Genomic DNA, 11,985 nt, shown 5'->3' with positions numbered 1-11,985 from the left:
TAGGCTCGATGGCGTGACCACCGCGCGATTCCTCGTCGTCCTCGATGCCGATTCCACGCTCATCCGGAACGAGGTGATCGAGCTCCTCGCGGAGGAAGCGGGTCGCCGCGCCGAGGTGCAGGCGGCCACCGAAGCCGCGATGCGCGGTGAGATCGACTTCGCGACCAGTCTCCGCTCCCGGGTGGCGGCTCTCGCGGGCGTGTCCGTCGAGGCGTTCGCCCGGGTCCGCGCCCGCGTCGAGCCCAGCCCCGGTGTCCGCGAGCTCACCGCCGCCGTCCACGCCCGAGGCGGGGTGGTCGGCGTGGTCTCGGGCGGGTTCCACGAGATCCTCGACGACGTCGCGCCGGGGCTCGGTGTCGACCGCTGGCGTGCCAACCGTCTGTCGGTGGCCGACGGTGCGCTGACGGGCGAGGTGGACGGCGACATCGTCGACGGGGCGGCCAAGGCCTTCTGGCTGCGCACCTGGGCGGAGGAGCTCGGCGTGGCACGGCACGCGACCATCGCGATCGGCGATGGGGCGAACGACCTCCCGATGATGGCGGTCGCCGGCCTGGGGCTCGCGTTCAACGCCAAGCCCGCCGTCCGGGAATCGGCGAGCCTGGTCATCGGCCCTGTCGACCTCGGAACGGTCATCCCTCTGCTCCCCTGACCCTCGACGATGTCCGTGGCCGGGTCTACCGTCGGGTCATGGACATCATCCTCATCCCCGGTCTCTGGCTCGACGCATCGAGCTGGGACGACGTCGTGCCCGCTCTCGAGAAGGCGGGGCACCGCGCGCACCCGCTGACCATGCCCGGACTCGACGCCACCGCGGAGGCAGCAGCAGGCATCGGGATCGATGACTGGGTGGCGTCCGCGGTCGCCGCCGTGGACGCCGCGGAGGGCGACGTCGTGGTCGTCGGGCACAGTGGCGGAGGCAATGTCGCCTGGGGCGTCGCCGACGCACGCCCGGACCGCGTGGCCCGGGTCGTCTTCGTCGACACCGTCCCGCCACCCCCGGGCTCCGGCATCAGCGAGTTTCCGGTGCAGGACGGCGTCGTCGCCTTCCCCGGGTGGGGCTTCTTCCCCGACGAGGACGTGCACGACCTGGACGACGAAACCAGGGCACGGACGAGCGCCCTCACACACAGCATCCCCGCTCGGGTCCCGACCGGCGAACTCGCGCTGCGCAACGCCGCGCGGCATGGGATCCCGGTCTCCCTGCTGATGGGAGGACTGGACCAGACGTCGTTCGACGAGGTGATCAGCCAGTGGGGCCCGTACGCGACGGAGTACCGGGCGATCGACGATGCCGAGGTCGTCCGGATCGGGTCCGGACACTGGCCGCAGTTCTCCGCGCCGGAACGTCTCGGCGAGCTCCTCGTGCGTGCGATCGACCGCTGACCGCGAGGGCCGGGGTCAGTGCCCCATGCCGAGACCGCCGTCGACCGGGATGACGGCGCCGGAGATGTAGCCGGCGTCGTCGCTCGCCAGCCAGGTCACCACGCCCGCGACCTCGTCCGGCGTCGCGAACCGGCCGGCAGGGATGTTCGCCTTGTACTGCTTCTGCGTCTCCTCGGGGAGCTCTGCGGTCATGTCGGTCTCGATGAACCCGGGCGCCACGACGTTAGCCGTGATTCCGCGTCCGCCGAGCTCGCGCGTGAGGGAGCGGGCGAAGCCGACGAGCGCGCTCTTCGAAGCGGCATAGTTCGTCTGCCCCGCGGAGCCGTAGAGGCCCACGACGCTGGAGATGAGGATCACCCGTCCGAACCGCGCGCGCAGCATGCCCTTCGAGGCACGCTTGACGACCCGGAACGTGCCGCCGAGGTTGGTCGCGATGACGCTGTCGAAGTCGTCCTCGCTCATGCGCATGAGCAGGGTGTCCTTGGTGATGCCGGCGTTGGCGACGACGATCTCCACCGGGCCGAGCTGCTGCTCCACCTCGGTGAAAGCCGCGTCGAGTGCGGCGGCGTCCGTGACATCCGCGCGCACCGTGAGGGTGCCCTCCGGCCCCTCTCCGCTCCGAGCGGTGACCGCCACCCGGTATCCCTCCCTCACGAAGCGCTCGGCGATGGCGCGGCCGATGCCGCGGTTTCCTCCGGTGACGAGGACGACGCGCTCCGCGCTCATGGGACACTCCTGGGTCTGGGATCGAGGGCCGGGGTTCCGGGCCGTGATCGATCCTAGCGACGTTGCCGGTCCGGGTTCACGACGGCCGTTTGACAGACGAAGACCGTCCTGGAAGCCTGAGGGCGACGAAAGGCAGCAGCGTGAGCGATCCCCGTACCCCCGGTCCGTCGGGTGAGCCGCCGGCCATCCCGCCGGCCCCCGGCTCCTCCCCTGCGTATCCGGGATTCCCGCCGGCGCCGCCGACCAACGTCGCACCGCAGCAGTACTCGCCACCTCAGCAGTACTCGGCCCCGCAGCAGTTCACCACCCCGCAGCAGTACGGGGCGCCGCCCGCACGGCCGTCCAGCGGGCTCGCGATCACCTCGCTCGTCTGCGGCATCGCCGGTGTCGTGCTGTTCTGGGCGATCGTGCCGATGCTCGCCTCGATCGCGGCCGTGATCACCGGCCACATGGCACTCGGGCAGATCCGGCGCACTCCCGGTCTCGGCGGACGCGGCATGGCGATCGCCGGACTCATCCTCGGCTACCTGATGATCGGCGTGCTCGTCTTCACGATCGTCTCGACGCTCATCAGCCTCGTGGTGTTCGGCGCCTTCACCCTGCCCTTCGTCTTCGCGAACTGAGGCTCCTCGCGGGCATGCCGATGTCGCTGCGGCGGCGTAGGCTGGAACCATCGTGAAGAACGCACGTCGAGTACCGGCCGTCACCTCACTGCCGCAGTCCCCGCGGGATGAGGGTGACCATCGTGTGCGCCGGTACGCCCTCACGATGACGATCCGCATCGTGTGCTTCGGGCTGATGTTCTTCGTGCAGCCGTTCGGCTGGTGGACATGGGTGTTCGCGCTGGCCGCCGCGGTCCTGCCGTACATCGCCGTGGTCTTCGCCAACGCCGGCAGCGACAGCACGGAGACGGCAGCCGAGTCGCCGATGCGCGAGATCGACGCACCGTCGGCGGCGCCGACGCCCGCTCCGGAGATCGCCCCTGACGTCATCACCATCCGCGAAGGCCGCACGGACCGATGAGCGAACTCATCTGCTCGCGCGCCGGATGCCGGAGCGCGGCCACGAGGCAGGTCGTCTGGCGCAATCCGCGCATCCATGCCGCCGACCGCGAGAAGATCTGGCTGGCGTGCGATGAGCACGTCGACTTCCTCCATGACTACCTGGCCGCGCGGGACTTCCCGGTGACGGTGCGAGACGGGGTGCCCTCATGAGCAACCGCCTGACCCGCTGGGGTGTGTACGTCCTCATCGCCATCGGCTTCGCGATCGCGTGCGTCTTCCTGTCGAACTGGCAGTTCGAGCGGAACGAGTCCCGGGCCGAGCAGATCGCGCTCGTGGAGCAGAACTACGATGCGCCCGCCGTCCCGCTCGCGGACGTCGTCGCCGAGGACGACCTCGACCCCGCAGACGAATGGCGGCCGGTCACGCTGCATGGCGAGTACCTCGCCGACGAGCAGCTCCTGGTCCGCAACCGTCCGCACGGAGGCACCAGTGCGTTCGAGGTTCTGGTCCCCTTCCGGGACGCGGACGGCCGTGTGCTCATCGTCGACCGCGGCTGGGTGCCCCCGGGCGAGGGCGAGCTCCCCGACACGGTTCCCTCTCCGCCTTCTGGTGAGGTCACGGTGACCGTCCGGCTCCGCCCGGGCGAGCCGCTTCCCGCATCCGGGCGAGGGGCTCCGGAGGGCCAGGTGCCCACCATCCACCTCCTCTCCATCGGGGACCTCGTCGGAGACGACGTCATCACCGGCGCCTACGGGCGCCTGGTCGAGGAGCAGCCCGCCGCGGATGCGGCGCTGGGCGGTTTCGAGTCCCCGACCGACGACCCGGGGCCGCACCTGTCCTATGCGATCCAGTGGATCCTGTTCGCCATCATGGGCTTCATCTTCATCGGGTACATCATCCGGACCGAGATCGTGAAGCACCGCGAAGACGTCGAGGGGAAACCGGCACCGGTGAAGGTCACGAAGCGGCGCGACCGCGACGCGGACGTCGAGGACGAACTGCTCGACGCCCGCTGACGCACCCGCCGAGCGTCACGCGAGCGCGAGAACGCGCCGGACGCTGCGCTGCCCGGCACCCTTTCGATCCCGGACGGCCCGCCCTGCCGACGCAGGATGGGAAACGGGCCTTTTGGACCGTCGGCAAGCACCATTTCGATCCCCCCCGGCGGGGCGCCTCCGGTCGTTCTCGATGTCTAGCGCTCGCGAGCAGAGCCCGTGACGGCATGCCGCCATCCGCGGCCGACGACGTCATAGACGATCCGGGTGTGGTTCCGGTCGGACGCCCCCTGCCAGAACTCGACCCGCGTGGGCACGACACGCCACAGCACCCAGTCCCCCGGACGGAGACCGGCTCGCGCGTCCTCGGAGCGGGCAGCGAGGTCGGCGTCGCTCTCCGCCGGGGACGCCTCTTCCACGGTTCCCCGCACCCGCACCGCGCGTCGCTGCGGCTGCCACCACAGATTCAGGGCCGCGGCCGGACGCGCCTCGAGCTGCGTGGCCTTCCGTGAGGACCGTGCTCCGGCGAACGCCCAGCCACGCGCGTCCACGTCCTTGAGGATCAGCGTGCGCGCGTCCGGCAGGCCGTCCGCGTCGACGGTCGCGAGGGTCGCGGCGTGCGGTTCCGGAACGCCGTCTGCGGCCGCCGTGCGGAGCCAGTCGCGGAAGAGCGGCACCGGATCGTCGGGGAGATCAGCGAGGCGCAGCGGTGGGGCCGTCCCGGTGAGGGCCGGCTGTGCGCGCAACCATACCGCGAGCTCCGAGGGAGGAAGGATCGACTGCTCGGCCATCCTCCGACTATGCCACGACCGGCTACGCGAGCTCGATGAGGTCCTGGTACTCCTGGCTCCAGATGTCCTCGACGCCGTCGGGCAGGATGAGGACGCGCTCCGGGTTCAGCGACTGCACCGCGCCGGGGTCGTGCGACACGAGCACCACGGCACCCTCGTAGTGGGCCAGAGCCCCGAGGATCTCCTCGCGCGAGGCCGGGTCGAGGTTGTTCGTGGGCTCGTCGAGCAGCAACAGGTTCGCGGACGATACGACGAGGGTCGCCAGCGACAGTCGCGTCTTCTCACCGCCGGAGAGCACGCCGGCCGGCTTGAGGACGTCGTCGCCGGTGAACAGGAACGAGCCGAGGACCTTGCGCGCCTCGGTCTCGGTGATGTGCGGGGCCGCCGACACCATGTTCTCCAGCACCGAGCGGCCGACGTCGAGGTTCTCGTGCTCCTGCGCGTAGTACCCGACCTTGAGGCCGTGGCCGGGCTCGAGCTGGCCGGTGTCCGGCTGGTCGACGCCCGCGAGCATGCGCAGCAACGTCGTCTTTCCCGCACCGTTGAGTCCGAGCACGACGACCTTGGAGCCACGGTCGATCGCGAGGTCGACGTCGGTGAAGATCTCCAGCGAGCCGTACGACTTCGACAGTCCGGACGCCATGAGCGGGGTCTTGCCACAGGGCGCCGGCTTCGGGAACCGCAGCTTCGCGACGCGGTCCTCCTGACGCACGTCTTCCAGGCCCGACAGGAGCTTCTCCGCGCGGGCGAGCATCTGGTGCGCGGCCGCCGCCTTGGACGCCTTGGCTCCGAAGCGCGCCGCCTGCTGCTGGAGAGTGGTCGCCTTCTTCTCCGCGTTGGCCCGCTCCTTCTTGCGGCGCTCCTCATCCGCGGCGCGCTGGCGCAGGTAGTTCTTCCAGTTCATGTTGTAGATGTCGATGACCTGGCGGTTGGCGTCGAGGTAGAAGACGCGGTTGACGGTCTCGCCGACGAGCTCGACGTCGTGGCTGATGACGATCAACCCGCCCTTGTAGTTCTTGAGGAACTCGCGCAGCCACACGACGCTGTCCGCGTCGAGGTGGTTGGTCGGCTCGTCGAGGATCATCGTCTGGGCGTCGGAGAAGAGGATGCGCGCGAGCTCGATACGACGGCGCTGTCCACCGGAGAGGGTCGACAGCGGCTGGTCGAGGATGCGGTCCGGCAGCGAGAGGTTGTGCGCGATCGACGCCGCCTCGGCCTCGGCCGCGTAGCCGCCCTGCGCCTCGAACTCCTCGGTGAGCGCCCCGTAGCGCTTCATCGCCTTCGCCGCGACCGCGGGGTCGTCCGAGCCCATCGCGAGCGAGGCCTCGGTCATGCCGAGGTTGAGCTGGCCGAGGCCGCGGGCGTCGAGGATGCGGGTACGGGCGAGGTCCTCCGGGTTGCCCGAACGCGGGTCCTGCGGCAGGTAGCCGAGTTCGCCGGAGCGGGTGACGGTACCACCGGAGGGCAGCACGTCGCCGGCGAGCACCTTGGTGAGTGTCGTCTTGCCCGCACCGTTGCGTCCGACGAGGCCGATCTTGTCGCCGTCGGACACACGGAACGAGACGTTCTCCATCAGCAGGCGCGCGCCAACGCGGATCTCGAGGTCGTGCACGGCAAGCACAGCGGACGTCCGTTCGTTCGGAAGGAGGGTGATGGCCGAGCGGCCAGCCTCCCAGTATATGCCGCTGCGACGGCGCTGATCGCCGACAAGATCCCTCTGCAGGGTGACCGAGGCGATACCGGGGAGTGATGACCCGCCCCGCACCCGCTGCCTACGGTGCTGGAGTGGACATCCTCAACGACCTCATCCTGCAGGCGATCGCCTCCCCGTGGCTGTACGCGGTGCTCTTCGCGGTGACCGTGATCGACGGGTTCTTCCCTCCGGTCCCGAGCGAGACGGTCCTCGTCGCTGCGGCGGCCGTCGCCGCGTCCACCGGCGACGGCAACATCCTGCTGCTCGGGGCGGTCGCCGCCCTGGGCGCTGCGATCGGCGACAACATCGCATTCCTCATCGGTCGCCGACTCGGCACCACGAGGTTCGCGTGGATGCGTCGCCCTCGCGTCGCCGCCGCGTTCGCCTACGCGCAGCATGCTCTCGACCGCCGCAGCGCGACGCTGATCCTCGGCGCGCGATACATCCCGATCGGCCGCGTGGCCGTGAACATGTCCGCCGGAGCGCTCGGGTTCCCCTGGCGGCGGTTCCTCCCGCTGAGCCTCATCGCCGGTGTCAGCTGGAGCGTGTTCAGCCTCGCGATCGGGTTGCTCGCCGGCGCCTGGCTGCACGACCAGCCCGTGCTCAGCGCCGCCATCGGCGTCGTCATCGCCCTGATCGTCGGCATCGTCATCGACCGGATCGCCGCGCTCCGCCGCCGCCGTACGGCGGTCCCGCACCTGGCAGGATGAGACGCATGGCACGCCGCCGAGAGCGCACCCCGCGCCCGTCACGGATCAGCCGTCGCACCGGCGCCCTCGTGGCGCTGACCGCGGCGGTCGTCGTGCTGTACGCGCTCCTCGTCCCGCTCCAGACGGTGCTCTCGGGCACGCCGCTGCCGCTGTCTTTCCTGCTCGGTGCCGCCGTGTGCGGGCCTCCCCTGCTCGTCCCCTCCCGTCCGCGGACCGCGATCGTCGTGTTCGCCGCCGGCGCCTTCCTGCTCCCTCTCCTCGTCGAGCCGGCGCGGGCGATCCAGTCCCCCTGGCCGTGGTCGGTACCGGCACTGCTCGCGTTCGTCCTCTTCGTGGGCGTGATGTCCTTCGTGCAGGGAGCCCGACTCGGCGCCCTCACCCTCGTGATCGGCGCACTCACCTCCCTGACGGCGCCCCTGCTGCGGCCGGACATGGTCGCGACGCCGGCGAGCTCCGGGAGCGTCACCGCCGACCTGATCGTGACGACCTCGGTCGCCGCCGCGATGTTCCTCATCGCCGTCCTCGTCGCCGGCCGCGTGCGGGTGGCGGCCGAGCTGACCAGGGAGAAGGAGCACAGCGCCCTGGAGGAGTCGCGGCGCGCCCTCGTGGAGGAGCGCACCCGGATCGCCAGGGAGCTGCACGACGTCGTGGCGCACAGCATGTCGGTGATCCAGGTCCAGGCGTCGACCGCGCGCTACCGGATCGCGGACCTCGATGCCGACGCGGCGGCCGAGTTCGACGACATCGCCGCCACCGCTCGCTCCTCGCTCACCGAGATGCGGCGGATGCTGGGGGTGCTCCGCACGGAGGACCAGCATGCCGAGCTCGCACCGCAGCAGGGACTGGACGACGTGCCGGCCCTCGTCGACACCATCCGACGCGCCGGCGTGGAGGTCGGTCTCGTGCTGGAGGGGATCGAGGCGGCCTCGGCCGCCGGACCCGGTGTGCAGATCGCCGCCTTCCGCATCGTGCAGGAGGCACTGAGCAACGCCGTCCGCCATGCCCCCGGAGCACGGGTCACCGTCCGCCTTCACGCCGATGCCGGCAGCCTGCACATCCGAGTGCGCAACGCGGCGCCCCCGCAGCCGGTCGAGAACCCCACCGGGGGCTACGGCCTCCGGGGAATGCGCGAGCGCGCAGAGCTGCTGGGCGGGAGCCTCGCGGCCGGCCCGTCCGACGACGGGGGCTGGACGGTCGACGCCACCCTGCCCCTGTCCCCCGCGGCATCAGCGGCCGCCCCGACCGCCCCGGCGGAAGACAAGGAGAACTCGTGACGATCAGCGTGCTCATCGCCGACGATCAGGCGATGGTCCGCGCCGGCTTCGCCGCCCTGCTGGACGCCCATGAGGGCATCCGCGTGGTGGGCCAGGCCGCGGACGGCGCAGAAGCCGTCACGCTCGCCGCGCGGCTCGACCCCGACGTCATCCTCATGGACGTCCGCATGCCGGAGCTCGACGGCATCGAGGCCACCCGGCGCATCCTGGGTCCGTCGTACCCGGCCGCGCACGTGCCGCGGATCCTCATGCTCACCACGTTCGACATCGACGACTACGTCTACGACGCCCTCGCCGCCGGCGCCAGCGGCTTCCTCCTCAAGGACGCCCTCCCGGAGGAGCTCGTGCATGCCGTCCGCGTGGTGGCGGGGGGCGATGCGCTCCTCGCCCCGAGCGTGACGCGGCGGATGATCGAACAGTTCGCCGGACGGCGGCCGGCATCACGCAGGTCAGCGACCGCCCTCGCCGATCTCACCGACCGGGAGCGCGAGGTGCTCGTCCTCATCGGCAAGGGCCGCTCCAACACGGAGATCGCGGGCGACCTGTTCATCGCCGAGCAGACCGTGAAGACCCACGTCGGCAAAGTGCTCGCGAAACTCGGTCTCCGCGACCGCGTGCACGCCGTCATCCTCGCCTACGACACCGGTCTGGTCGAACCCTCCGCCTGAGTCACCCCTGCGTAGGGGTCAGGACGGCACCACGGGGTGATGTCGTGCCGACCACCGCGTCCATAGCCTCCGATGACACCGTTCCCAGGAGGACTCATGGTCATCGCCGCGGCTCCACGCCTCAGCACCCCCGCCCCCGCCGTATCCGCCCCCACCGGCCACCGCGACACCGGCATCGACGTCGTCCGGGCACTGTGCGTGCTCGGCGTCGTCCTGCTGCACGCCGTCATGGTGGGGGTCACGGTGTCCGAGTCCGGGCCGGTGTTCGAGAACGCGAGCGACGGCACGGGCTGGATCGCGCCGCTGAGCTGGCTGCTGCAGGTGATGCCGCTCTTCTTCGTGATCGGAGGGTTCTCCGGACTCCTCGCCTACCGCCGCCTTCGCGACCGCGGCGGGAGCGCCACCGCCTTCGTGGCCGGTCGGGTGCACCGGCTCCTGCGCCCGGCCCTGTTCACCATCGCCGCGGTCGGCATCGCTCTCGCCGTGCTCACCGTCGTCGGGGTCTCCCCGGATCTCATCGCGGTCGCGGGTTTCCGGTACGGGCAGCCCCTGTGGTTCCTCGGGGTCTTCCTGCTGTGCCAGGCGCTCCTCCCCGCCTTCGTCGCGCTGCACGACCGCGCGCCGCTGCGGACCATCGGTCTCCTCGCCGCTGCGGCCGTCGCGGTCGACGTGCTGCGCGCCACGACCGGGAACGACGCCCTGGGTTTCCTCAACCTCGCCTTCGTCTGGCTGACGATGCAGCAGCTCGGGTTCTTCCTCGCCGACGGACGCGTGGATGCACTGCGGCCCGGAGTCCGCGTGGCAATCGGCACCGGCTCCCTCGGGCTCCTCGTCGCACTCTTCCTCGGGGGCGTGTACTCCCCCGACCTCATCGCCAACATCAACCCGCCGACAGCCGCCCTCCTGCTGGTCGGGCTCATCCACACGACCCTGTTCTCCCTGTACCGCGACCGGATCGGACGCTTCAGTCGGCACACCCCGGTGGCCGCGTTCACCGCGTTCGTGACCCGGCGCACGATGACCATCTACCTCTGGCACATGCCGGTGCTGTTGGTGATGGCCGGAGCGACAGCGCTGGCAGCGATCGTCGGGGGGCTCAGCCTGCCCGCACTCGACAGCGTGGAGTGGTGGGCAGCCCGCCCGCTGTGGCTGGTGACGGCACTCGTCCTCACCGCCCTGGTCGCCGTGGGCGTCGATCGCTTCGAGAACCACCCCTCGCCGAAGGCGACGGACTCGCGCCGCCGCCTGGTGCTGGGGACCGCCGTGGGACTCACGGGAGTGGTGCTGCTCCTCGTCCTCGGTACGACGGTCTCCACTGCGGCGCTCGCCGTGCTGCTGCTCGTGGCTGCGCTGCGGCTCGCCGGCCGCTCCGGCAGCGCCGTCCCCGCCCCCGCCGTCGTGGCGTGACCGTCAGCCGACCCCGCGGGCGGCGAGGGCATCACCGACCTGGTCCGCGTGGCGGAGCGTCATGACGAGCAGGGGCACCACGCCACGCACACCCAGTCGCACACCGCGGGCGCGCTCCGCATCGCGCACCCGCTGTGCGAAGCCCGCGACGACGGGCACCATCGTCAGGGTGAGCGACACCGCCATCGACACCGCCTCGGGGTCCACCCCGACACGGCGCAGCGGCCGCAGGAGGCGCTGCAGCACCTCCAGGAGGTCGGACATGCGCGTGGTCAGGGTGAGGAGCGCGGCGAGCAGCAGCAATGCGGCGACCCGCCCGGTGCTCATCCAGGCGGCCACGGGAGACACGAAGACGGCGAGGGCGATCGCGAGCACGAGCAGGACCGCACGCAGCCGCCACAGCTCGATCACGGCGGCGGAGAGCGGCACACCTCCGATCGGGTAGAGCGCGAGCACGGCCGCGAGGCAGACGGCGATGCTGACCGGCCCGTGCGGGAACAGGGTCATCGCGAGTGCCGCGAGGGCGAGGCCCGCCAGCTTCGGTCCGGCTGGCACCCTCGACAGGAGCCCCGGTACGAGCGGCCGGGACGGGATCACGCGCACAACCGGCGATAGCGCGCGATGACCGACTCGGGATCTCCCTGCTCGACGACGCGCCCGCCGTCGAAGAGGACGGCCGTGTCGCAGCGCGCGGCGAGCTCGAGATCGTGGGTGACGATGAGCACCTGCGCGTCCTGCGCCAGGAGGAGGTCTCCGATCCGCCGGGCGTTGCGCAGGTCGAGGAGCGTGGTCGGTTCGTCCGCCACGATCAGTGCCGGCTCGGAGAGGAGCACCGCAGCGAGGGCCAGCATCTGCTTCTGGCCTCCCGAGAGCGACGACGCCGGGACGTCGGCGTGGGCGCCGAGACCGTGGCGGTCCAGCGTCTCCTGCACGCGAGCGGCGATGTCCCCACGGGGCCGCCCGCGGAGGGACAGCGCGAGATCCTCGGCCGGGGTCGGCATCAGGATCTGGGCATCCGGATCGGTGAAGACGAAGCCCACCCGGCGGCGGACGGCGGTCCGCTCTCGGAGCGCGTCGAGGCCGTGGACGGTGACCGTTCCCGTGGTCGGCGTCATGAGGCCGTTCAGCAATCGGGCGAACGTCGACTTCCCGGAGCCGTTCGCACCGATCACGGCGATGCGCGGCGCGGTGAGTTCCAGCGTCACGTCGTCGAGCAGAACGCGGCCGTCGACCGTCACGCCCACGCCGTCGAGACGCACCGTTCCCGGCTCCGCGAGCGTCGCGGTCGTCCCCGGCTTCCGCCTGCGCATTCATCCTCCTGAACACCGTTCACC

The 11,985-nt window shown here is 71.1% G+C and carries 15 protein-coding genes; 10 read left to right on the top strand and 5 right to left on the bottom strand.

Annotation, left to right across the window (positions count from 1 at the left end; genetic code table 11):
* Nucleotides 1-13 precede the first annotated feature (13 nt).
* Together serB and AB0P08_RS06760 are read left to right on the top strand one after the other, a co-directional pair.
* Nucleotides 14-649 carry a phosphoserine phosphatase SerB gene (gene serB / locus AB0P08_RS06765; protein WP_363588942.1) on the top strand — a complete coding sequence of 212 codons (636 nt, stop codon included), beginning with the start codon at nt 14-16 and terminating at the stop codon, nt 647-649.
* Nucleotides 650-687: 38 nt separating this feature from the next.
* Nucleotides 688-1,383 carry an alpha/beta fold hydrolase gene (locus AB0P08_RS06760; protein ID WP_363588940.1) on the top strand — a complete coding sequence of 232 codons (696 nt, stop codon included), beginning with the start codon at nt 688-690 and terminating at the stop codon, nt 1,381-1,383.
* 15 nt (nt 1,384-1,398) lie between these two features.
* Here the strand turns inward: AB0P08_RS06760 and AB0P08_RS06755 are convergent, their stop codons facing one another.
* Entirely contained in the window at nt 1,399-2,109 is a 711-nt protein-coding gene (locus AB0P08_RS06755; protein WP_187661617.1) for a beta-ketoacyl-ACP reductase, read from the bottom strand.
* Between the two features lie 140 nt (nt 2,110-2,249).
* Here AB0P08_RS06755 and AB0P08_RS06750 point away from each other — a divergent pair, with 140 nt between their 5' ends.
* The 4 genes from AB0P08_RS06750 to AB0P08_RS06735 are packed head-to-tail and all read left to right on the top strand — an operon-like array spanning nt 2,250 to nt 4,129.
* Nucleotides 2,250-2,732 (top strand): DUF4190 domain-containing protein, encoded by a 483-nt coding sequence (locus AB0P08_RS06750; RefSeq protein ID WP_363588938.1) that lies wholly within the window; start codon nt 2,250-2,252, stop codon nt 2,730-2,732.
* 52 nt (nt 2,733-2,784) lie between these two features.
* Nucleotides 2,785-3,132: a DUF3099 domain-containing protein gene (locus tag AB0P08_RS06745; protein ID WP_363588936.1), complete on the top strand. Its 348-nt coding sequence runs from the start codon at nt 2,785-2,787 to the stop codon at nt 3,130-3,132.
* Nucleotides 3,129-3,323, top strand: a complete 195-nt coding sequence (locus AB0P08_RS06740; RefSeq protein ID WP_363443690.1) for a hypothetical protein — start codon at nt 3,129-3,131, stop codon at nt 3,321-3,323. Before AB0P08_RS06745 ends, AB0P08_RS06740 begins: the two co-directional genes overlap by 4 nt.
* Nucleotides 3,320-4,129, top strand: a complete 810-nt coding sequence (locus tag AB0P08_RS06735) for an SURF1 family cytochrome oxidase biogenesis protein (RefSeq protein WP_363588934.1) — start codon at nt 3,320-3,322, stop codon at nt 4,127-4,129. The genes AB0P08_RS06740 and AB0P08_RS06735 overlap by 4 nt, the downstream gene beginning before the upstream one ends.
* A gap of 176 nt (nt 4,130-4,305) precedes the next feature.
* Here the strand turns inward: AB0P08_RS06735 and AB0P08_RS06730 are convergent, their stop codons facing one another.
* Nucleotides 4,306-4,899, bottom strand: a complete 594-nt coding sequence (locus AB0P08_RS06730; RefSeq protein WP_363588932.1) for a pyridoxine/pyridoxamine 5'-phosphate oxidase — start codon at nt 4,897-4,899, stop codon at nt 4,306-4,308.
* 22 nt (nt 4,900-4,921) lie between these two features.
* Nucleotides 4,922-6,520 (bottom strand): ABC-F family ATP-binding cassette domain-containing protein, encoded by a 1,599-nt coding sequence (locus tag AB0P08_RS06725; protein WP_363588930.1) that lies wholly within the window; start codon nt 6,518-6,520, stop codon nt 4,922-4,924.
* A 128-nt stretch (nt 6,521-6,648) separates the two neighbouring features.
* On the opposite strand from AB0P08_RS06725, the gene AB0P08_RS06720 reads away from it, so the two are divergent.
* From AB0P08_RS06720 to AB0P08_RS06705, 4 genes are all read left to right on the top strand, one after another.
* The gene (locus AB0P08_RS06720; RefSeq protein WP_232089031.1) at nt 6,649-7,302 is read left to right on the top strand and encodes a DedA family protein; all 654 of its coding nucleotides are present in this window, start codon (nt 6,649-6,651) and stop codon (nt 7,300-7,302) included.
* A gap of 5 nt (nt 7,303-7,307) precedes the next feature.
* Nucleotides 7,308-8,576 (top strand): sensor histidine kinase, encoded by a 1,269-nt coding sequence (locus tag AB0P08_RS06715; RefSeq protein WP_363588928.1) that lies wholly within the window; start codon nt 7,308-7,310, stop codon nt 8,574-8,576.
* On the top strand, nt 8,573-9,244 hold the full coding sequence (locus tag AB0P08_RS06710; protein ID WP_062634324.1) for a response regulator: 672 nt from the start codon (nt 8,573-8,575) through the stop codon (nt 9,242-9,244). Before AB0P08_RS06715 ends, AB0P08_RS06710 begins: the two co-directional genes overlap by 4 nt.
* 72 nt (nt 9,245-9,316) lie before the next feature.
* Entirely contained in the window at nt 9,317-10,651 is a 1,335-nt protein-coding gene (locus AB0P08_RS06705; RefSeq protein ID WP_363588926.1) for an acyltransferase family protein, read from the top strand.
* 3 nt (nt 10,652-10,654) lie between these two features.
* Here the strand turns inward: AB0P08_RS06705 and AB0P08_RS06700 are convergent, their stop codons facing one another.
* Complete coding sequence (locus AB0P08_RS06700) at nt 10,655-11,206, bottom strand: energy-coupling factor transporter transmembrane component T (protein ID WP_363588924.1); 552 nt, start codon at nt 11,204-11,206, stop codon at nt 10,655-10,657.
* A gap of 38 nt (nt 11,207-11,244) precedes the next feature.
* Nucleotides 11,245-11,961, bottom strand: coding sequence for an energy-coupling factor ABC transporter ATP-binding protein (locus AB0P08_RS06695; RefSeq protein WP_363588922.1), 717 nt, complete (start codon nt 11,959-11,961; stop codon nt 11,245-11,247).
* Nucleotides 11,962-11,985 lie beyond the last annotated feature (24 nt).

It is taken from the genome of Microbacterium meiriae, from assembly GCF_040686935.1.
GTDB lineage: Bacteria > Actinomycetota > Actinomycetes > Actinomycetales > Microbacteriaceae > Microbacterium > Microbacterium meiriae.
The sequence above is the reverse complement of the archived record's forward strand: the minus strand, read 5'-3'. Positions and strand labels throughout refer to the sequence as shown.

Coding starts and splice junctions, on each gene's coding strand:
- AB0P08_RS06760 (WP_363588940.1), top strand. CDS start 688: ATGGACATCATCCTCATCCCCGGTCTCTGGCTCGACGCATCGAGCTGG.
- AB0P08_RS06755 (WP_187661617.1), bottom strand. CDS start 2,109: ATGAGCGCGGAGCGCGTCGTCCTCGTCACCGGAGGAAACCGCGGCATC.
- AB0P08_RS06740 (WP_363443690.1), top strand. CDS start 3,129: ATGAGCGAACTCATCTGCTCGCGCGCCGGATGCCGGAGCGCGGCCACG.
- AB0P08_RS06735 (WP_363588934.1), top strand. CDS start 3,320: ATGAGCAACCGCCTGACCCGCTGGGGTGTGTACGTCCTCATCGCCATC.
- AB0P08_RS06730 (WP_363588932.1), bottom strand. CDS start 4,899: ATGGCCGAGCAGTCGATCCTTCCTCCCTCGGAGCTCGCGGTATGGTTG.
- AB0P08_RS06720 (WP_232089031.1), top strand. CDS start 6,649: ATGACCCGCCCCGCACCCGCTGCCTACGGTGCTGGAGTGGACATCCTC.
- AB0P08_RS06715 (WP_363588928.1), top strand. CDS start 7,308: ATGGCACGCCGCCGAGAGCGCACCCCGCGCCCGTCACGGATCAGCCGT.
- AB0P08_RS06705 (WP_363588926.1), top strand. CDS start 9,317: ATGACACCGTTCCCAGGAGGACTCATGGTCATCGCCGCGGCTCCACGC.
- AB0P08_RS06695 (WP_363588922.1), bottom strand. CDS start 11,961: ATGCGCAGGCGGAAGCCGGGGACGACCGCGACGCTCGCGGAGCCGGGA.